The organism is Photorhabdus akhurstii (genome assembly GCF_019090985.1).
GTDB classification, from domain to species: domain Bacteria; phylum Pseudomonadota; class Gammaproteobacteria; order Enterobacterales; family Enterobacteriaceae; genus Photorhabdus; species Photorhabdus akhurstii.
Window position 1 is genome coordinate 2,287,127 of the sequence record NZ_CP020335.1, and the last position, 19,291, is coordinate 2,306,417.

12 protein-coding genes and 1 tRNA gene are annotated in these 19,291 nt (G+C 41.9%); 4 read left to right on the forward strand and 9 right to left on the reverse strand.

Features of this window, described 5'->3' with window-relative positions; genetic code table 11:
- Positions 1 to 64: 64 nt before the first annotated feature.
- On the reverse strand, positions 65 to 4,045 hold the full coding sequence (gene putA / locus B0X70_RS09990; protein WP_217471415.1) for a trifunctional transcriptional regulator/proline dehydrogenase/L-glutamate gamma-semialdehyde dehydrogenase: 3,981 nt from the start codon (positions 4,043 to 4,045) through the stop codon (positions 65 to 67).
- Positions 4,046 to 4,532: 487 nt separating this feature from the next.
- On the opposite strand from putA, the gene putP reads away from it, so the two are divergent.
- On the forward strand, positions 4,533 to 6,017 hold the full coding sequence (gene putP / locus B0X70_RS09995) for a sodium/proline symporter PutP (protein WP_217471416.1): 1,485 nt from the start codon (positions 4,533 to 4,535) through the stop codon (positions 6,015 to 6,017).
- Between the two features lie 171 nt (positions 6,018 to 6,188).
- Here putP and xylB read toward each other — a convergent pair whose 3' ends face one another.
- The 4 genes from xylB to cycA all read right to left on the reverse strand — a co-directional run bounded on the left by xylB (position 6,189) and on the right by cycA (position 11,562).
- Positions 6,189 to 7,700, reverse strand: coding sequence for a xylulokinase (xylB, locus tag B0X70_RS10000; RefSeq protein WP_217471417.1), 1,512 nt, complete (start codon positions 7,698 to 7,700; stop codon positions 6,189 to 6,191).
- Between the two features lie 3 nt (positions 7,701 to 7,703).
- Positions 7,704 to 8,732 (reverse strand): NAD(P)-dependent alcohol dehydrogenase, encoded by a 1,029-nt coding sequence (locus B0X70_RS10005; RefSeq protein WP_217471418.1) that lies wholly within the window; start codon positions 8,730 to 8,732, stop codon positions 7,704 to 7,706.
- Between the two features lie 444 nt (positions 8,733 to 9,176).
- The gene (wrbA, locus tag B0X70_RS10010) at positions 9,177 to 9,776 is read right to left on the reverse strand and encodes an NAD(P)H:quinone oxidoreductase (protein WP_046395712.1); all 600 of its coding nucleotides are present in this window, start codon (positions 9,774 to 9,776) and stop codon (positions 9,177 to 9,179) included.
- Between the two features lie 379 nt (positions 9,777 to 10,155).
- Positions 10,156 to 11,562: a D-serine/D-alanine/glycine transporter gene (gene cycA / locus B0X70_RS10015; RefSeq protein WP_217471419.1), complete on the reverse strand. Its 1,407-nt coding sequence runs from the start codon at positions 11,560 to 11,562 to the stop codon at positions 10,156 to 10,158.
- A 251-nt stretch (positions 11,563 to 11,813) separates the two neighbouring features.
- Between cycA and B0X70_RS10020 the strand changes: the two genes are divergently transcribed.
- Positions 11,814 to 11,889 (forward strand) — tRNA-Lys (locus B0X70_RS10020).
- A 257-nt stretch (positions 11,890 to 12,146) separates the two neighbouring features.
- Here the strand turns inward: B0X70_RS10020 and B0X70_RS25950 are convergent.
- From B0X70_RS25950 to dsdC, 4 genes are all read right to left on the reverse strand, one after another.
- Entirely contained in the window at positions 12,147 to 12,275 is a 129-nt protein-coding gene (locus B0X70_RS25950; protein WP_217471420.1) for a tail fiber assembly protein, read from the reverse strand.
- Positions 12,232 to 13,122 (reverse strand): gp53-like domain-containing protein, encoded by an 891-nt coding sequence (locus B0X70_RS10030; RefSeq protein WP_217471421.1) that lies wholly within the window; start codon positions 13,120 to 13,122, stop codon positions 12,232 to 12,234. The genes B0X70_RS25950 and B0X70_RS10030 overlap by 44 nt, the downstream gene beginning before the upstream one ends.
- A 525-nt stretch (positions 13,123 to 13,647) precedes the next feature.
- Complete coding sequence (locus B0X70_RS10035) at positions 13,648 to 14,202, reverse strand: Ail/Lom family outer membrane beta-barrel protein (RefSeq protein ID WP_217471422.1); 555 nt, start codon at positions 14,200 to 14,202, stop codon at positions 13,648 to 13,650.
- Positions 14,203 to 14,843: 641 nt separating this feature from the next.
- Positions 14,844 to 15,782, reverse strand: a complete 939-nt coding sequence (dsdC, locus tag B0X70_RS10040) for a DNA-binding transcriptional regulator DsdC (RefSeq protein ID WP_036775488.1) — start codon at positions 15,780 to 15,782, stop codon at positions 14,844 to 14,846.
- A 241-nt stretch (positions 15,783 to 16,023) separates the two neighbouring features.
- Between dsdC and dsdX the strand changes: the two genes are divergently transcribed.
- Together dsdX and B0X70_RS10050 are read left to right on the forward strand one after the other, a co-directional pair.
- Positions 16,024 to 17,361, forward strand: coding sequence for a D-serine transporter DsdX (dsdX, locus tag B0X70_RS10045; protein WP_217471423.1), 1,338 nt, complete (start codon positions 16,024 to 16,026; stop codon positions 17,359 to 17,361).
- Positions 17,362 to 17,653: 292 nt separating this feature from the next.
- Positions 17,654 to 18,985 (forward strand): D-serine ammonia-lyase, encoded by a 1,332-nt coding sequence (locus B0X70_RS10050; protein ID WP_214038982.1) that lies wholly within the window; start codon positions 17,654 to 17,656, stop codon positions 18,983 to 18,985.
- The last annotated feature ends 306 nt before the right edge of the window (positions 18,986 to 19,291 follow it).

Here is a 19,291-nt window from a genome sequence, read left to right on the forward strand (position 1 = left end):
GGTGATTAAGCTTAGATTCTTGGGGAACACATTTTTGATGTGCTCCCCTTAGCTACAGCCGAAATTAACCGATAGTCATCAGACTGGCATTACCCCCCGCCGCTGCGGTGTTAATGCTCAGTGAACGTTCATGTAGCAGACGTTCTAACAGCAGATTAGTTTCTCCACGGGCAAAACCTTGTACGGAAATGATAACGCCTTTACGTTGAGCGACTTGTTCGCAAACTTGGCGCAATTGATCAGAATCGCCGTGGTAAATAACCGCTTCGAATACCGTATCTTCACTTTGCCAGTCCTGAACCAAATTGATTGATTTACGGACGCTATCTGGCAATTGACGAAACAGTTGCTGATGTAGTTCATCATTTTGCCATAGTAACTGACAGCCCACAGATAATGTTGCTGCCAGTTGAATGAATGTATCCTGTTGATTATCCGCCAGACACAACACTTGACCACGAGGTAACAGAGTGTAGGTATTGCGTTCGCCGGTCGGCCCCGGCAACAGGCGGGTAGTGCCGCCTTGTGCCAGCAATTTATATTGTTGAATCAACTGATTTAGCTCTTCGTTGTGCTGCTTGGTCGCCCATTCTGTCAATGCATCAAAAGGGGTCATCAGCGATAGACGAACATTGGCATCCAGTGGATATTCAGCATCCTGACGTTCCAACGTTTGGTTGATCGCGTTTTGAGGACGGCAAGAGAGCAGACGGTACAAATAGAGCGGGCCGCCTGCTTTCGGCCCGGTACCGGATAAGCCTTCACCACCGAACGGTTGCACGCCAACAACAGCGCCTACCATGTTGCGGTTGACATACAGATTGCCGACTTTCGCTTTAGCGGTAACTTGTGCAATCGTTTCATCAATACGGGTATGGACGCCAAGGGTCAAACCATAGTTGGAGTTATTAATCTGATCCAGCAATTGATCCAGCTCGTCACGTTTGAAACGGACAACATGCAGAACAGGACCGAAAATCTCTTGTTTTAATTCATTGAAATTTTCCAATTCAATCAGCGTTGGTTTAACGAAAGTGCCTTGATCCCACTCTTGATTGTCAACCACATTATCGTGTGCTGCCTGATAAATCGTGCGTCCTTTGGTACGCATTGCTTGAATATGGCGATCAATACCGGCTTTGGCTTCCGCATCAATGACCGGGCCGATATCGGTGGACAGGCGCTCAGGATTACCCATCCGGCATTCAGACATGGCGCCTTTCAGCATGGTGAGGGTTCTTTCTGCAACATCATCTTGAATACAGAGGATACGCAGGGCGGAACAACGTTGACCGGCGCTGTCAAAAGCAGAGGCGACCACATCAGTAACAACTTGTTCTGTCAGAGCGGAAGAATCGACAATCATGGCGTTCAGACCACCGGTTTCGGCAATCAGAGGGGTTGGGCGCCCTTGTGCATCGAGTCTTCCGGCAATATTACGTTGTAACAGACTAGCCACTTCGGTGGAGCCGGTAAACATCACGCCGCGTACTCTCTCATCTCCCACCAGAAGAGAACCAACGGTTTCACCTCGGCCAGGTAATAATTGCAATGCATCGTGGGGAATACCTGCTTGATGCAGTATTTTGACTGCCGTTGCCGCAATTAATGGGGTTTGCTCCGCAGGTTTTGCTAATACACTGTTACCGGCAGCCAATGCAGCCGCTATCTGCCCGGTAAAAATGGCTAATGGGAAATTCCACGGGCTGATACAGACAACCGGCCCCAGTGGACGATGGGTATCATTAGCGAAATCATGACGAACTTGTCCCGCATAGTAATAGAGAAAATCGACCGCCTCGCGTACCTCGGCAATTGCATTATTAAAGGTTTTGCCGGCTTCTCGAACCAAAATACCTAATAACGGTTGCAGCTGGTTTTCCATCAATTCCGCAGCGCGAACCAGAATAGCAGCTCGTTCTGATGGGGGAGTCGCAAACCAGATTGCGCCGGCTTCTGTTGCGACATCAAGCGCATGACCGACTTCCTGTTCAGTGGTTTCACGAACATAGCCGACAATATCCGAAGGTGCCGCCGGGTTAATAACTGGTTTAGCGGCCGGTAATTCACCTTGATGGTGATAATTGCCGCCCAGTAGTGGCTCGCTATACCGTTCTTCGGTGGCAGAACTTAATAGCGCGCTGGAAAGAGATGCCAGACGATGTTCGTTGGCAAGATCCAGACCGGCTGAGTTTGCGCGATCTTTGCCATACAGATTGTGAGGCAGAGGAATTTTCGGATGTGGAAGACCGATTTGACCTTCGGTTTCGGCCAGCTTCTGAACCTTGTTCACCGGATCAGCGACCAGTTCATCCAGTGGTAATGTGGTATCGGCGATACGGTTGACGAAGGAGGTGTTAGCGCCGTTCTCCAACAGGCGACGGACCAGATAAGCCAACAGTGTTTCGTGAGTGCCTACTGGCGCATAAATACGGCATGGGCGGTTTAATTTACCGTCAGCGATTTTCCCGACCACTTGTTCATACAAGGGTTCTCCCATGCCATGCAGACACTGGAACTCATATTGACCAGGATAATAGTTTTGGCCGGCCATATGATAAACGGCAGCTAAAGTATGAGCGTTATGGGTAGCGAACTGAGGATAAACCAGATTGGGTACTGACAATAATTTGCGGGCGCAAGCCAGATAAGAAACGTCAGTATAAACTTTGCGGGTGTAAACCGGATAGCCTTCCAGCCCATCGATTTGAGCGCGTTTAATTTCGCTATCCCAGTAAGCGCCTTTTACCAGTCGCACCATCAACCGACGGCGGCTGCGTTGTGCTAAGTCAATGACTGCATCGATAACAAAGGGGCAGCGTTTCTGATAAGCCTGAATAACGAAACCAATGCCATTCCAGCCAGCCAGTTGTGGTTCAAAACAGAGTTTTTCCAACAAATCGAGAGAAATTTCCAGACGATCGGCTTCTTCGGCATCAATATTAATACCAATATCATATTGGCGTGCCTGTAATGTCAGGGAAAGCAGGCGTGGATATAGCTCGTTCATGACGCGTTCATATTGAGCACGGCTATAACGCGGGTGCAGGGCTGAAAGCTTAATGGAAATTCCCGGTCCTTCGTAAATGCCGCGGCCGTTAGATGCCTTACCGATAGCATGAATTGCTTGTTGGTAGGAAACCATATAATTCTGAGCATCTTCCTCAGTTAAAGCGGCTTCACCTAACATATCATAGGAGTAACGGAACCCTTTTTCTTCCAGTTTACGTGCACTTGCCAGCGCTTGAGCGATGGTTTCTCCGGTAACAAACTGTTCACCCATCAGGCGCATTGCCATATCTACGCCTTTACGCACTAATGGTTCTCCGCTCTTACTGATAATGCGATTCAGCGAATTGGAGAGTTTGGCTTCGTTGTGGGTAGAAACCAGTTTGCCGGTAAACAGCAGCCCCCAGGTTGCTGCATTGACAAACATGGATGAACTTTGGCCCAGATGGGAATGCCAGTTGCCGTTACTGATTTTGTCGCGGATTAGCGCATCGCGAGTGGCTTTATCAGGAATACGGAGCAAGGCTTCCGCAAGACACATTAGCGCAACGCCTTCCTGAGATGAGAGCGAGAATTCCTGTAATAACCCTTGAACCAGACCTGAACGACCAATGCTGTTTTTTTGGTTACGCAGTTTTTCTGCAATGCTGTAAGCCAGCTTATGAGTTGCTTGTGCCTGATCTTCTGGTAATTGCGCCTGTTGTAGCAACATGGGAACTGCTTGTGTTTCTGGCAGGCGATAGGCCGCAGTAATTGCGGAACGTTTTACTGATTGAGGCAGGATATGCTCTGCGAAGTCGAGGAAAGGTTGATGAGCAGAATCTGGTGCCGTTTCTTCGGCGATTATCTTCTCTTCTTTAATATCTTGATTAGCAGAGAGTTCAGCGATCTGTTCATCATTTTCAAGACGTTCAAGGTAATTAAAAATAGCTTGTTTAATTAGCCAATGTGGAGTGCGGTCAATCCGTTGTGCCGCAGCTTTAATGCGATCGCGCGTTGCTTCATCAAGCTTCACGCCCATTGTTGTACTACCCATCCTTGCTCCTTAATAGGTAAGGTTTATCTAAAATTGCATGATAATATCTGACATGTTGCAACTTTGTGCAACCTTATGAGAATCGCTTGTTTTATTTTTGTGAAATTAATCTAGTTATTATAATTAGGTGGATATATTTATTTTTGTGACTTTATTTGATTGATACACATTGGTTTAATATTTTGTAGTGAAATATAGGGGTGTAACCCTGAAATGGTTAAAAAGTATAATTTTTAAAGCAAATAAATGTGATTCAGTAGACGTTTCTTGTAAAAAATGGCGTTAATTAGTTGTTAAATTACCTGATGCTAATCTAGGATTCACTGTAACTTTCTAATTGGTTACAAAAATAATTATTTCAATTTAGAATTATGGACCATTTTTAGGTGCAATCAGGTGCAACGTTCCTGAACCTGACAGGGAAAACTCTGTGTACCCAGGAGAACTGCGGATTTGCAAAACACAGATAACACTATGGAGAACTTGCATGACAGTAAATACACCAATGCTAATCACCTTTATTGTCTACATTACTGGTATGTTGTTGATAGGTTTTTTGGCTTATCGCTCAACCAAAAATTTTGATGATTATATTTTGGGAGGAAGGCGATTAGGTAGCGTGGTAACGGCTTTGTCTGCCGGTGCTTCGGATATGAGTGGCTGGTTATTAATGGGCTTGCCTGGCGTAGTCTATTTTGCGGGGATTTCAGAAAGCTGGATAGCCATTGGTCTTGCTTTAGGCGCTTACCTGAACTGGAAATTGGTGGCAGGCAGGTTACGAATCCAGACCGAAGTCAATAATAATGCGCTAACATTGCCGGACTATTTCACCAGTCGTTTTGACGATAGCAGTAAGATCCTACGTATTATTTCTGCGTTGGTTATTTTGATCTTCTTTACTATCTATTGTGCTTCTGGCGTCGTTGCCGGAGGATTGTTATTTGAAAGTACGTTCGGTATCAGTTATCAGAAAGCCATGTGGCTCGGTGCAGCCGCAACGATTGCTTATACTTTCCTTGGCGGCTTCCTGGCGGTCAGTTGGACCGATACGGTTCAGGCTTCATTAATGATCTTTGCGCTTATTTTGACCCCAATTATCGTTATTTTCTCTGTGGGTGGCGTTGATACCTCTCTGGCGATGATAGCGGCAAAAAGTCCGGCTTATATGGACATGTTTAAAGGGTTGAACTTTATTGCCATTATCTCGTTGCTAGGTTGGGGGTTGGGTTATTTTGGTCAACCGCATATTCTCGCGCGTTTTATGGCGGCAGATTCTCATCATACTATCCGTAAGGCTCGTCGTATCAGTATGACTTGGATGGTGTTATGTCTGGCAGGTACGATTGCTGTCGGTTTCTTCGGTATTGCTTATTTTGAGATGCATCCTGAACTGTCTGGCCCGGTCACAGCCAACCGTGAGCGTATCTTTATGGAATTGGCGGTTGTTTTGTTTAATCCGTGGATAGCAGGCATTTTACTCTCCGCTATTTTGGCCGCGGTGATGAGTACCTTAAGCTGTCAGTTGCTGGTGTGTGCAAGTGCTTTGACGGAAGATCTTTACAAACCCTTTATCCGTAAATCTGCCAGTCAGAAAGAGTTGGTGTGGGTAGGGCGTTTCATGGTGTTGCTGGTGGCGGTTATTGCGATGGTGATAGCAACCAATCCGGACAATAAAGTGCTGGCTTTGGTTAGTAATGCATGGGCTGGATTTGGCGCTGCGTTTGGCCCGGTGGTACTGATTTCTGTTATCTGGAAACGTATGACTCGTAATGGCGCATTAGCGGGGATGTTGGTAGGGGCCGTTACGGTATTGGTATGGATGAAGTACCAATGGTTTGCGTTGTATGAAATTATTCCTGGCTTTATCTTAGCTTCTATTGCGATCGTGGTTGTGAGTCTGTTGGGTAAAGCGCCGAGCAGAACAGCGCAACAGCGTTTTATTGATGCTGAGGCGCAATACAAGACTAAATGAATTGAGATAAGGTATTGAAATAAAGGTAAAAAGTGTGAAGGCGAAATGCCTTCACCAGACCACTAACAAACCTCGTTTAAAATAGCGAGGTTTGTTTTTTCATCATGAAAAATTATTGGATGACGGTAACTTTGAGTCATTCACTAGGAGAATTATTGGCGGCCAATGTTGTCATAGCTTCACCTCGGGATATTCAGCAGTCAACAGAGATAAATAATCTTGATAAAGCACGTCATATAATGCGACTGTTTCGGGAGTTGGAACGGTGCGGGTTTCCTCATCAAGATGAACAAAACGTTGGCAAAGGTGGGCGAGCTGCGCTTGTTTGTCTTTTTCTTCTGTCAAGGAATCACACCACATCGCTTGAATGGCAGCACCTAGGGCGGCCGCTTCTTGATTAGTGGCGCAAATAACCGGCGTATTCATGACATCAGCTACAATTTGTCGCCATTTTTTGCTGCGAGCGCCACCGCCGGTCAAACGGATCTCATTAATTTCAATCCCTTGTTTGCGAAATAATTCAATACCAAAACGTAGCCCGTAGGTGGCGCTTTCAACTGCCGCCAAAATGAAATTTTGTTGATTCATATTGCTAGTATCCAAGTTATGGAAGCTCGCTTTAGCGTGGGGAAGTGGCGGGACACGTTCACCATTAAAAAACGGTAGCATCATCAAACTATTAGCACCGGGTTTACTCTGGTTCAATGTGTCATTAAAAGCCTGAATATCCATATTAAACAGCTTCTGAATAGTGGTTGTTGTTGAAGTCACATTCATCGTGCAAATCAATGGTAGCCATCCATTATTAGAGGAGCAGAAACCCGCGATCATTCCAGAATCAGCGACAATTGGTTTGTCAGAGTAAGTGAATAGGGTGCCAGAGGTGCCTAAACTCATGGTCGTGATGCCGGGAATGATATTGCCCGTTCCAATTGCAGCCATCATATTATCGCCCCCGCCAGACGCAACTTTGGTTGTCGGTGAAAGCCCTAATCTTCTTGCTATTTCGGGCCTTACTGTGCCAATACAGGTCTCAGCGGAAACCAATTCAGGCAATGCATGCCAAAGACGGCCATCCGGATCAATTAATTGGGCAGTTTGGTTATCCCATTCGCGTTTACGAATATTCAGTAATCCGGTTCCTGAAGCATCACCATATTCGGCGACTAATCTGCCTGTTAGCCAATAATTGAGATAATCATGAGGTAATAAAACGGTATCCAGCTTTTCCCATAATTCAGGATGGTATTTTTTGAACCAAAGAATTTTAGACGCGGTATAACCTGTTTGCGGCATTAATCCGAGTTGTGCTAAAGCAGCTTGCGTACCACCGAGTGCATCAATAATTTCCTGATTTTCGACAGCTGTTTCAGTGTCGCACCACAGTTTTACCGGTGCTAAAACATGGCCTTCTGCATCCAGAGGAACAAAACCGTGTTGTTGACCTGATACGGCAAGAGCGACAATTTCTGTACCAGAAATTCCTGCTTGCTCAATCGCTTGAGAAAAGGCACTCTCCAATGCCTCTGTCCACCAGTGAACCTGTTGTTCACGACGGCCGTTTGAGTCGCTAATTATTGGATGAGGCGAGCTGCCTTCCCCCAAAATATGCGCTTTTTGGCTATCGACAATAATGACTTTAGTACTTTGTGTACCGCAATCGATACCAGCGTAGAGCGCCATGCGTTACTCCATTTCCAACATAATTTTGATATCTGTCGGGCGACCCTCTGCGGCTCGTTCATAAGCTTGAACGCTGTCTTTAAATTTATAGGTTGCGGATAATAAGGGGGTTACTTTGAGCTTGCCAGAACTCAGTAAACGGATAGTACGAGGATACATATTTGCGTAGCGGAAAATAGTTTTGAATGTGATCTCTTTAGCTTGAGCAGAGACAATATCAAGTGGTGCTGGATCAATAGGCATACCGACCAGAACAGCTATTCCTCCTGGTGCAATGTGTTCTGAAATAGTGGCAATGACCGGTTTTGCGCCACTACATTCAAAGAGAATATTGACGCCATTACCATCGGTTAATGCGTTAACTTTCTCAGCAAGTACTTTGTTATTAACAGGGTGGAGACCTGGGTACTGCTTTGCAATTTCTAGTTTTTCATCGAACACATCACAAATAATGACATCAGAACAACCACCGGCTAATGCAGCAAGTGCGGTAACAATTCCGATCGTGCCGGCACCAACAACTAATGCGATATCTCCAGGTTTAATTTCTGCTTTTGTGGCTGCTTGCATACCGATAGATAATGGTTCAACCATTGCACCTTCGGCAAAACTGACATTATCAGGTAATTTGAACGTAAATGCCGCTGGGTGAATAACTCTTTCTCGTAAGCAGCCATCAATAGGGGGCGTCGCCCAGAAACGGATTTCTGGATCTAAGTTATAAATACCTGTCCGTGATTGTGGTGATTGCAGATTAGGAATGCCAGGTTCCATACAGACACGATCGCCAGTTTTTAGGTGAGTCACATTTTTACCTACTGCTGTGATGACGCCTGATGCTTCGTGCCCGAGGATCATCGGTTTTTCGACAACAAATGGCCCAATACGCCCGTATTGGTAATAATGCACATCGCTGCCGCAAATTCCCACCGAATGAATTTTTATCTCAACATCATTTTCACCCACTATTTCGGGGGCTTCCCAGTCTTGAATTGAAATCTGACCTGCTTTTTCTAATACTAATGCTTTCATGATCTGTCCTCTTATTTTGATATTACCGATATCATTTATTTGGAGGGATATTAGATCGAAAATTATTATATTTATGTGATTTAAGTTAAGGTCTTATTAAATGGTGATGTTTTTGTGTCAATATTAAAAAGTGAATTGTCCACTTGGTCATTATTTTAATATGTATATTGACAATATAATGATATCAATTTCAATAATAAGAATATAAGTATGAATAAACAACCTTATATTGAAAAATAATGGTTTTTTTCGAAAGGCATATTAAATTCAAGAGTAAATTGCTTGGATATTTGAATTCGATATGTTCAGGTCAGCCATAAAGGGGCGGCAGAAAAAGACGAAGGTGAGCACAACCGATCCGGAAAGTGGGTTTATGCATCGCATCAGTAAGCCTTACCTCCAGAGTCTGGCGCGTCAGCTCAGTCGCTTCGCCTTCGTATCATGTTAATCTTTCAGTTTTTTAGCGATCTTCGCTACATGCTCACCTTGATAACGAGCGATCTTCAATTCATTTTCATTGGGGATGCGAGAACCATCACCGTTAGCAATAGTACTGGCGCCGTAGGGTGTTCCTCCTTGCATCTGCGAGATATCGCCAATTTCAGGAATACCATAACCAATCGGTACAATAATAAAGCCGTGGTGGGCGAGTGTTGTCCAGGTTGAAGTAATCGTCATCTCCTGACCACCGCCAACGCCTGTGGAAGTGAAGACGCTAGCGACTTTGCCGTACAGTTTACCTTCGACCCACAGGCCGCCGGTCTGATCTAGAAAGTTTCTCATTTGGCCGGCCATATTACCAAAGCGGGTTGGGGTGCCGATAATTATGGCATCATAATCAACCAGCTCTTGTACGGATGCAACCGGAGCAGATTGATCTACTTTACCACCTGCTTTGGTAAATGCTTCTGGTGGGATGGTTTCTGGCACGCGTTTAATCGTGACTTCTACGTCAGCGACTTTTTTAGCGCCTTCTGCCACTGCGGATGCCAGCGCTTCAATATGACCATACATGGAATAATAAAGCACAAGAATTTTAGTCATATTACTTTCTCCTACAAGGTTAAAAAGTGGCTGCGAAGTTTACAATAATAGCAGCCTGTTATTTAAATTCATCAATACCCTTCATCTTTCAAGTTGCTTCTTTGTTGGCTGCACTCACTCACCCCGGTCACATAGTTTGCTATGCTCCCGGGGATTCGCTCCCTTGCCGTCGCGATCCATCTTGAAATCCATTGGGTAAATATTATTGATGGAATAAGGTGAAATGATCATGCTATGAAAATTGCCTAATGCTTTTGTAAGGAAGATTTTCTTAACCGGTAGAGTTAAGTGTAGTGGTAATTTTTCAGCTTGCAGCAATAAAAAAGACCTGTGGAGTATTATTCCAACAGGTCATATAGATATTAAGGATTTGAATAAGTTAACTGTACAAACGTGTTCTACGTTTTTTTACAATTTGAAAACCGATAATTAAAACCATAAACCAGATAGGCGTGATGATTAATGCCTGGCGGGTATCATCCCGTAAAGTGAGTAATATCAGAACAAATGCAAAAAATGCCAGACAGACCCATGACATGATAATACCCAATGGCATTTTATAGGTTGAAGCCTTATGTAATGCCGGGCGACGTTTCCGGTAAACCAGATATGAGCATAGGATCATACTCCAGATAAACATAAACAGAATGGCTGAAACGGTGGTTACCAAGGTAAATACATGCATAACATCAGGAATTAAATAAATCAGCACCACACCACAGGATAAACATAAACAGGTGAAAATTAACCCCGATGCGGGTACAGAACGGCGTGAAAGGCGGCTGAATTGCTGTGGCGCATCGCCTTCTTTTGCTAACCCAAATAGCATACGGCTGGTGGAGAAAACACCGCTGTTGGCTGAAGAGGCGGCAGAGGTTAATACCACAAAGTTCACGATACTGGCGGCTGCGGGTAAACCGATGAGAACAAACAGCTCAACAAAAGGACTTTTGTCTGCAATGATTGAACGCCACGGTGTGACTGACATAATAATTATCAGCGCCAGCACGTAGAAGGTGATAATACGAATCGGAATGGCATTAATGGCTCTGGGAAGGGATTTCATTGGATCTTTAGTTTCCGCGGCGGCAGTACCCACTAATTCAATGCCCACAAAGGCGAATATGGCTATCTGAAATCCGGCAAAAAATCCGCTTAATCCTTTGGGAAAGAATCCGCCATCATTCCATATATTTGCCAATGAAGCGGTATGACCGGCTGGAGATTGAAAATGCATGCCAATCAGAGCAGCACCTGTCGCGATTAAAGCGATAATGGCAACGATTTTTATCATGGCGAACCAGAATTCCATTTCTCCGAATAATTTCACTGTAGCCAGATTCAGGGAGAGCAATAGTGAAACGCAGAGTAGGGAAGTGAGCCATTGTGGAAAATCCGGTTGCCAATAGCTGATATAGGACGTGATAGCGACCACATCGGCGATACCGGTAATGACCCAACAGAACCAGTAAGTCCAGCCGACGAAAAAACCTGCCCAAGGCCCGAGTAAATCAGCGGAAAAATCACTGAATGATTTATAATTCAGGTTCGAAAGCAATAGTTCACCCATTGCTCGCATCACGAAGAACAGCATGAAACCGATAATCATATAAACGAATATGATCGATGGTCCGGCGAGAGAGATTGTTTTCCCTGATCCCATAAACAGACCCGTGCCGATGGCGCCGCCAATAGCGATAAGTTGTATATGCCGGTTGCTTAGATTGCGTTGCAACTGCGTTTCCCCGGTTTTAGCGGAAAGTGAGGTGTGTATATTTTCTGCCATAGTATGTAGTATCCAATATTTTCTTCGGTAAATTGTTACGGCTCTTTAAGTGGCCTTTATATGATGATGTTTGCGAAAAATATTGTGACACAGATTACTATAGTAATAACAGCCTGATCTCACTTTAAAAACAAATTGGTTACAATTTAACTTGTTAATGCTGTTGGAATTGAGTATGAATTATTCGTTCGGAAAAAAGTGGCTATAATATATTGACGACAGCTTTGTATAGAGGAATAATTACTCGTATTGGGTTGTTAGCTCAGTCGGCAGAGCAGTTGACTCTTAATCAATTGGTCCGGGGTTCGAGCCCCCGACAACCCACCAATCAAATTAATGAGTTGTGAATATTTCACTGACAACTTATTTTTCTAGGTAACTTATTCGTGTGTCATAATCATATCGGGTCTGATTTGATATTTTTTATATGCTCTTAAAAGATGATGTAGTGATACTGGGATAATTTATCAACGAGGACTATCTCCCAAGGAAATTAATGAATCATCTAATACAAATAAATAAAATTGTTAGGCCGAGTGTTCTTCTGTTCCCGGCCTTTTTGGTAATTATAATGGTAGATTTGGTCAATCAATCTCTGGTATTTTTGAATTATTAATCCGATCTAGCATGACTCGGTATTTTTTCCAAGTCTGCAAAGTCATGCATTCCTTACCATCCAATAGCAAGCCAAAAAACTCCAGCGGGTTGATCATTTGAAGCTTGATCAAGGGTTAATCTAAAAACCGCATTGTTAATAATGTTAAAGTATGCAGAAAGGGAACCTTTTTCAGATTTATAGTAATCAGGTGTTGCTACTCCTATAGCACAAGCACTAGGAAATGCGATAGGGAAGGAGTAACTAGCGGATGACTCACTAAGACTACTAGGCGTTCGTCCCCATTGATAAATCATCCCGGTATCACCACATTTCCACCAACCATTTGCAGCTCTTAAAGCTGTATTTTTACTGCCATAGCGATAATCAGATTCATCTTTAGTATACGACAGTCCTACAGGTTGATAATTACCACGTGGTTGATATTTCCCGTCTGATTCAGATTTATCATAACTCCCTACATCACTGGAGTTTATGCTAATGTCACTGGATAACACTTTTCCATTGATTTTACGAGTATTGGGTACTTTACCATTAATATTTTCATTCAATGAGTTTATTATATTCTGAACAAGTTTTTGCGTAACAGCTAATGTGTCACTATTACCAACTACATTTGTAAGCTGAACAACACCTTTTTGGGTTAATGAGGCATTTGGCGCTGCTGTTGTGATTTTTTGTTCTAACGCTTTATCTAATTGAGCAGTGATCTTAACTATATCTCCATCATCTAGAATATCATTGCCAGATTGTGTAGCGATAAAATCAGCTATAACAGATGATATAATTGACGACTGGCGTAAGACTTTATTTAATAAATCAATAGAAATAGTATTTGGTGGGAATCCAGTCTGCAAACTCTGGTTTTCTTCATATTTTTCTTGGTGAACTACATTAGCGTCATTACTAACAGAAAACGCTTTAAAATCATTTTTCTGGCTCATATATATTCCTTAAATAATGTTGATTTATAATCAATATATTAAATTGTTGTACAGATGATTACTCATCATTTGTATCAACCATAGTCTAGTTCAGATAAAGAATAATGATATGTTTTTATTAGATCAGAAGATTAACTGTTTTTATATTGTTGATGGAAATAAAAAATCAAAAGTATTGTAAATAAAAATATATTTGAATCATATATATTCAACGTTTGGAAGTTATTTCTCTTTCATCCCTTCGGTTTGTTTCTATCATTTTTTCTGATAATGCTTTCTAACTTGATTAAAATGACTAGTGTAAAAGCACCTATAAGTTATTGTTTGTTTTCTCTAAGTCCTTATTGGTTTTATTTCTTAATTGTTTGTAGTTCGTAATAGCAGAATTAGTCCAATTATCTTTAATTCTAGGTATTTACCGGTTTTTTATTATAAGTAATTATTTCTATTCAATATTTTTGAAAACCACCAAGGTTGTAAATACGATATTCAACCTTGGTGATGATACATTGATCATTGATTAAGTTAGAAACGATAGCCGACAGTTATATTAAAACCGTTAGTAGATAAATGATCTTTCTCGTTTCCATCTTTAATACTAAAACGGCTACCTTCATAACCGGCGGTAATTGAGGTGTTGGTGGTTGGGTTGATAATAAAACCCGCTCCCCAACCTAACGTGTTTTTGCTTGCTTCATCCTTTTCGGTATCTCCAGTACTAAAGTGAGTGGAGGATTTTGCATTAATCCTGGATAATCCCAGTTGACCATATAAGCTAACATAATCATTAATCCTATAGGTTGGGCCTGCCATTAATGAATAATACTTAATATCACTTTTTGAGTGATAATTTTTTGTTGTCTCTTTATCATCTCCTTTAGCAAAGGTAAATGATGATAATAGCCCCCATTGATCATCAAGCTCATATCGGTAACTCAATGTTGCACCATTTAGTGCACTTACATCTTGTGGTTTCACGTAGGCGTATCCGATAGAAGCTGTATTTTGTTCAGCTTGGACAGGTAAAGTTATCACAGATACAGAAAAGATAACTCCACAGCTTAATAACAATTTTTGCATTTCATTACACTCTATATACTTCTAAAATAAACGACTTTATAACTCATTTAAACGATTTGCTTACTAGCAGTTGTGATAAATATCATAACTTACATCATCAGTATATATTTTTTGATTAAATTTAGATGTTATTTTCAAATCATTACATTATTGCTGGTTTTTTAAGGATAGAAATAGTGATAAAGAAATTCCAGTAAAAATGTGGCAATAATAAATGGTTATTGTGGTCGATAGAATTATCTCTACTGCTGCAATATTTATTCATTACCAAGGGGTTAAGATTAACTTAATAAGACTGGAATTTTGTAGAAGACTGAATTTTGTCATCAGGAAATGAATTAATAAATTTCCATTTTTCAGGTGAGTTAGAGGAATTATCGACAATTTTGACTTTCAGTCTGTGAAATTATCAACAATATTTACTTTGTAGTCATGAAATTATTCAATGATTTTAATCTTTTTAAAGATCTTTGAGACATCGACTTGACTTTTAGCAGCAGCGCTAAATGAAATAACTGCTACTAATGATAGGATAGAATCCGATGTTAAATTTCTGTGGCGACTCACTATCGCCACTTAAAGCTCAATCACCACTTAAAACAAGGCAGGTTTGTTATATCCGTTAATGGTTGGCTATATTTTTATTCGTCTATAGTTGATTTTAACCATTGGACAAAGGCGTTGACTTTCTCATTCTGTTGTTGAGGCAGGGTACAGGTATAGTAATATTGTTTACATAATACTTCAGTGTTAGGAAAGGGGGCGACTAATTCATTGTTTTCAATTTTTTCCCAAATCATATTTTTTCTGCCCATTGCAACACCCGCATGGTGTATTGCGGCAACAGCAGCTAAATCGGAGCGATCAAAGACAATACACTTGTGTGATGGGTCCAATGTAACGTTAAAGTGTTCTGCCCATGTATTCCACTCTTTGGTATCGGAGTCATAGCTCCATGCTTGTTTATCGTGTAATAGTGTGCAGTATTGTAGATTATCGATATTTCCCATTAGGTTATGCTTTTCGGCATATTGCGGGCTACATACCGGGGTAATATATTCACTCATCAGGTATTGATGTGATAACTCGTTGGATATAATATCATCAAAATAAATCGCAAGATCGATACCATAACCGCGAAAATTCACATTTTCGTTACCGACTAAGATGTTCAGGTTAATGGATGGATATAGCTGATTAAAATCAGCCAATTTAGGCACTAGCCAGCATTGAGTAAAGGTCGGGCGGGAGTAAATAGTCAGATTACCCGATAACTCCTGATTTTTTATTTCCAAAATTTCCTGATTGAGATGTTCCAGCGTCGATTTAATTGTCCAAAATAAACGCTTTCCTTCACAGGTTAATTCAATTTTTCTGTGAAAACGTTGGAAGAGTTTGAATCCCAATTCTTGTTCCAGAGAACTGATTCGATGGCTGACTGCGCTGGCGCTGATCGCTAATTCGTCAGCGGCCAGAACAAAGGAGCAGTGGCGAGCGGCTATCTCAAATGTATGCAGCTTTGATAACTGGCTTCCATTGAGTAACTTATTTACAACCATGAAATTATCATCTGTGTACATATTTATAGTGTTTCTAATTCATCGACGACGGATAATGCAACCGTATCATTAAGGCGGTGTGTTTCAGATAGTTTTAGTGATTTAAATCGCAAATAAAGTGAAAATTTTGATCAGTATCACTGAATTGGCTCAATCTGATTCATGCATGGCTATGTATTAATCATTTGTCAAAAATTGAATATTCATATTCAATAATGAAAATTCGTATGACGAACAGAGGCTGACTGTGGGGAATGATTAAGTGGATTCACAACCTTGGGTGATTGGTACGTTACTTACAAGTATTGTGTTAATCGTATTTACGATAATTAAATTAAAAATTCACCCTTTTCTCGCGCTATTGTTAGCCAGTTTTTATGTCGGTGTCTTAATGGGAATGAACCCTGTTGAAATGGTGAGCGCCATTCAAAGGGGGGTCGGAGATACGTTAGGTTTTTTGGCTGTAGTGATTGGTCTGGGAACCATTCTTGGTAAGATGATGGAGATATCCGGCGCGGCAGAGCGTATTGGTATCACATTGCAAAAATGCCGGTGGTTGTCACCTGACATCATTATGGTACTGATTGGTTTGGTTTGTGGTATTACGCTGTTTGTCGAAGTAGGGGTGGTATTGTTAATTCCACTGGCATTTTCTATTGCCAGGAAAACCAATACGTCACTGCTGAAATTAGCGATTCCATTATGTACAGCGTTGATGGCGGTTCACTGTATTGTTCCTCCACACCCGGCTGCATTATTTGTGACGAATAAACTGGGTGCGGATATTGGTTCGGTGATTGTTTATGGGCTGATAGTTGGTCTATTTGCAGCTTTGGTAGGTGGTCCATTATTTCAGAAGCTTCTCGGCAGCCGTCTGCCTTTTAAATCGGTTCCGGCTGAATTTTCTGAAATTGCAGTTCGTAAAGAAGAGAATTTACCCTCTTTAGGCATGACATTGTGTACGGTGTTATTGCCAATTGGGTTGATGTTGATTAAAACGATTGCTGAATTAAATATAGAAAAAGGCACCATGTTTTATGCGGTGCTGGAATTTATTGGTAATCCTATTACAGCTATGTTTATTGCCGCCTTTGTTGCCTATTACACCTTGGGCATCAAGCAAAATATGGGAATGAATACGCTGTTGACGAAAACAGAAGATTGTTTCTCCTCCATCGCTAATATCTTATTGATTATCGGCGCGGGCGGAGCATTTAATAGTATTTTAAAAGTAAGCGGCCTTAGTGATACGTTAGCCGTTATTTTGTCGAGTCTGGATATGCACCCAATTCTTTTGTCTTGGTTGGTTGCTATTATTTTGCATGCGGCGGTTGGTTCAGCAACAGTCGCAATGATGGGCGCAACAGCGATTGTTTCGCCTATGTTGCCGTTATATCCAGATATTAGCCCCGAAATCATTACATTGGCAATTGGTTCTGGTGCTATCGGCTGTACTATTGTGACTGATTCACTGTTTTGGTTGGTTAAGCAATATTGCGGAGCAACGCTCAGTGAAACTTTTAAGTACTACACAACTGCGACATTTATTGCGTCTGTAGTTGCGTTGGTTGGGACGTTTCTTCTTTCTACTATTGTGTAATGGAAAGAAGTAACAGCTCAACTTGAAAAATAAGAATAAGACGTGCGAAGTGTCAATACCAGGGAAGCCTGTAAAACAGGCAGCTTTTATAGCTAAAATAATAAACAAAATGAACATTAACGTAGTAATTAAAATAAGGGGAAGATAAAAAATAAACAAAGTATGATGTGCTGATATATTGTAGGAAGTTGTAGTAAACATAACATATTGAATATAATAAAAATTCTAATAATCAAGCAAGTAAGAGTTGTTTTATATACCAGGGAAACACTTATCTTGGGTTAATACATACATGAAAAGTACTGAAATTCAGCAATTACTAAATGAATATCCGTTAGTAAAAAATTTAATGGAATTAGAGGAAATCTTTTGGTTTAACCCTTGTAACACCACCTTTAAAGAGGGATTGCCTTTTGTCAGTTTGGACGCTGATGATGTCAGGGATGCTAAAGCACGCCTGGATCGTTTTGCGCCTTATTTATGTAAAGCTTTCCCGGAAACAGCCGTCACACATGGCATTATTGAATCAGAAATAGTGGCTATTCCTACGATGCAGAAAACACTGGAACAATATTATGGTGTGGGTATCACGGGAAGAATTTTGCTTAAAAAAGACAGCCATTTGCCAATTTCAGGTTCGATTAAAGCCCGTGGTGGAATTTATGAAGTGTTAGCTCACGCGGAAAAATTGGCATTACAGGCGGGGCTGCTTTCTAAAAACGATGATTACAGCAAACTATTCTCGGAAGAATTTAAACGGTTCTTTAATCAATACAGCATTGCTGTAGGTTCTACCGGCAATTTGGGGCTGTCCATTGGTATTGTCAGTGCGAAACTGGGTTTTAATGTCAGTGTGCATATGTCTGCCGATGCTCGTGAATGGAAGAAGCAAAAGCTACGTTCGCATGGGGTCAATGTCGTGGAACACGAACTGGATTATGGGGTAGCTGTAGCCAGAGGGCGTAAAGAAGCCGAATCTGATCCGAACTGTTTCTTTATCGACGACGAAAACTCCCAAACGTTGTTTCTGGGATATTCTGTCGCAGGTGGACGGGTAAAGGCGCAGTTTGAGCAGATGAATATTGTGGTTGATGAAGATCATCCATTATTCGTTTATTTGCCGTGCGGCGTTGGTGGTGGTCCCGGTGGTGTTGCATTTGGACTGAAATTGGCTTTTGGTGATCATGTGCACTGCATTTTTGCTGAACCTACCCATTCTCCCAGTATGTTATTGGGGGTATATACTGGTTTGCATGACAATATTTGTGTACAGGACATCGGTATCGACAATATCACTGCTGCTGATGGTCTTGCGGTAGGCAGGGCTTCTGGCTTTGTTGGGCGTGCGATGGAACGTTTGCTGGATGGATTTTATACTATTCAAGATCAGGAAATGTATAATCTGTTGGGGTTACTGAATCGTGATGAGGGTATCCGGTTAGAGCCGTCGGCATTAGCTGGTATGGCGGGTCCCGCTCGTGTGAGTGGAAACCGTGATTATCTGAATAACAAAAACCTTTCAGTAGAACAGATGAAGCAGGCTACACATCTGGTTTGGGCAACCGGCGGCGGTATGGTGCCCGATGATGAAATGACAAAGTATTTAGCGACAGCCAAAATCTAATTGGCGTCTTTCACAGGGGCGATCCGGTTATCGGCATCTGGTTTCTCAGGTCCAATGTCCTGCTGGCCTCCAGGTTATTACTGAAAAACGCGTTGATTTGGTTTCCTACGTTGAAAAGTCATTTTCTTAATATTTTTCAAGTTATACCCTATGGATTTCAAGATGCATCGCGGCGGCAAGGGAGCGAATCCCCGGGAGCATAGATAACTATGTGACCGGGGTGAGTGAGTGCAGCCAACAAAGAAGCAACTTGAAAGATGACGGGTATATATTCCCGCCAGCAGTTGGCGGGAATATATCAGTACA

Coding starts and splice junctions, on each gene's coding strand:
- xylB (WP_217471417.1), bottom strand. CDS start 7,700: ATGGCGCTCTACGCTGGTATCGATTGCGGTACACAAAGTACTAAAGTC.
- B0X70_RS10050 (WP_214038982.1), top strand. CDS start 17,654: ATGAAAAGTACTGAAATTCAGCAATTACTAAATGAATATCCGTTAGTA.
- dsdC (WP_036775488.1), bottom strand. CDS start 15,782: ATGTACACAGATGATAATTTCATGGTTGTAAATAAGTTACTCAATGGA.
- putA (WP_217471415.1), bottom strand. CDS start 4,045: ATGGGTAGTACAACAATGGGCGTGAAGCTTGATGAAGCAACGCGCGAT.
- B0X70_RS25950 (WP_217471420.1), bottom strand. CDS start 12,275: ATGATCAACCCGCTGGAGTTTTTTGGCTTGCTATTGGATGGTAAGGAA.
- B0X70_RS10030 (WP_217471421.1), bottom strand. CDS start 13,122: ATGAGCCAGAAAAATGATTTTAAAGCGTTTTCTGTTAGTAATGACGCT.
- B0X70_RS10005 (WP_217471418.1), bottom strand. CDS start 8,732: ATGAAAGCATTAGTATTAGAAAAAGCAGGTCAGATTTCAATTCAAGAC.
- cycA (WP_217471419.1), bottom strand. CDS start 11,562: ATGGCAGAAAATATACACACCTCACTTTCCGCTAAAACCGGGGAAACG.
- putP (WP_217471416.1), top strand. CDS start 4,533: ATGACAGTAAATACACCAATGCTAATCACCTTTATTGTCTACATTACT.
- wrbA (WP_046395712.1), bottom strand. CDS start 9,776: ATGACTAAAATTCTTGTGCTTTATTATTCCATGTATGGTCATATTGAA.
- B0X70_RS10035 (WP_217471422.1), bottom strand. CDS start 14,202: ATGCAAAAATTGTTATTAAGCTGTGGAGTTATCTTTTCTGTATCTGTG.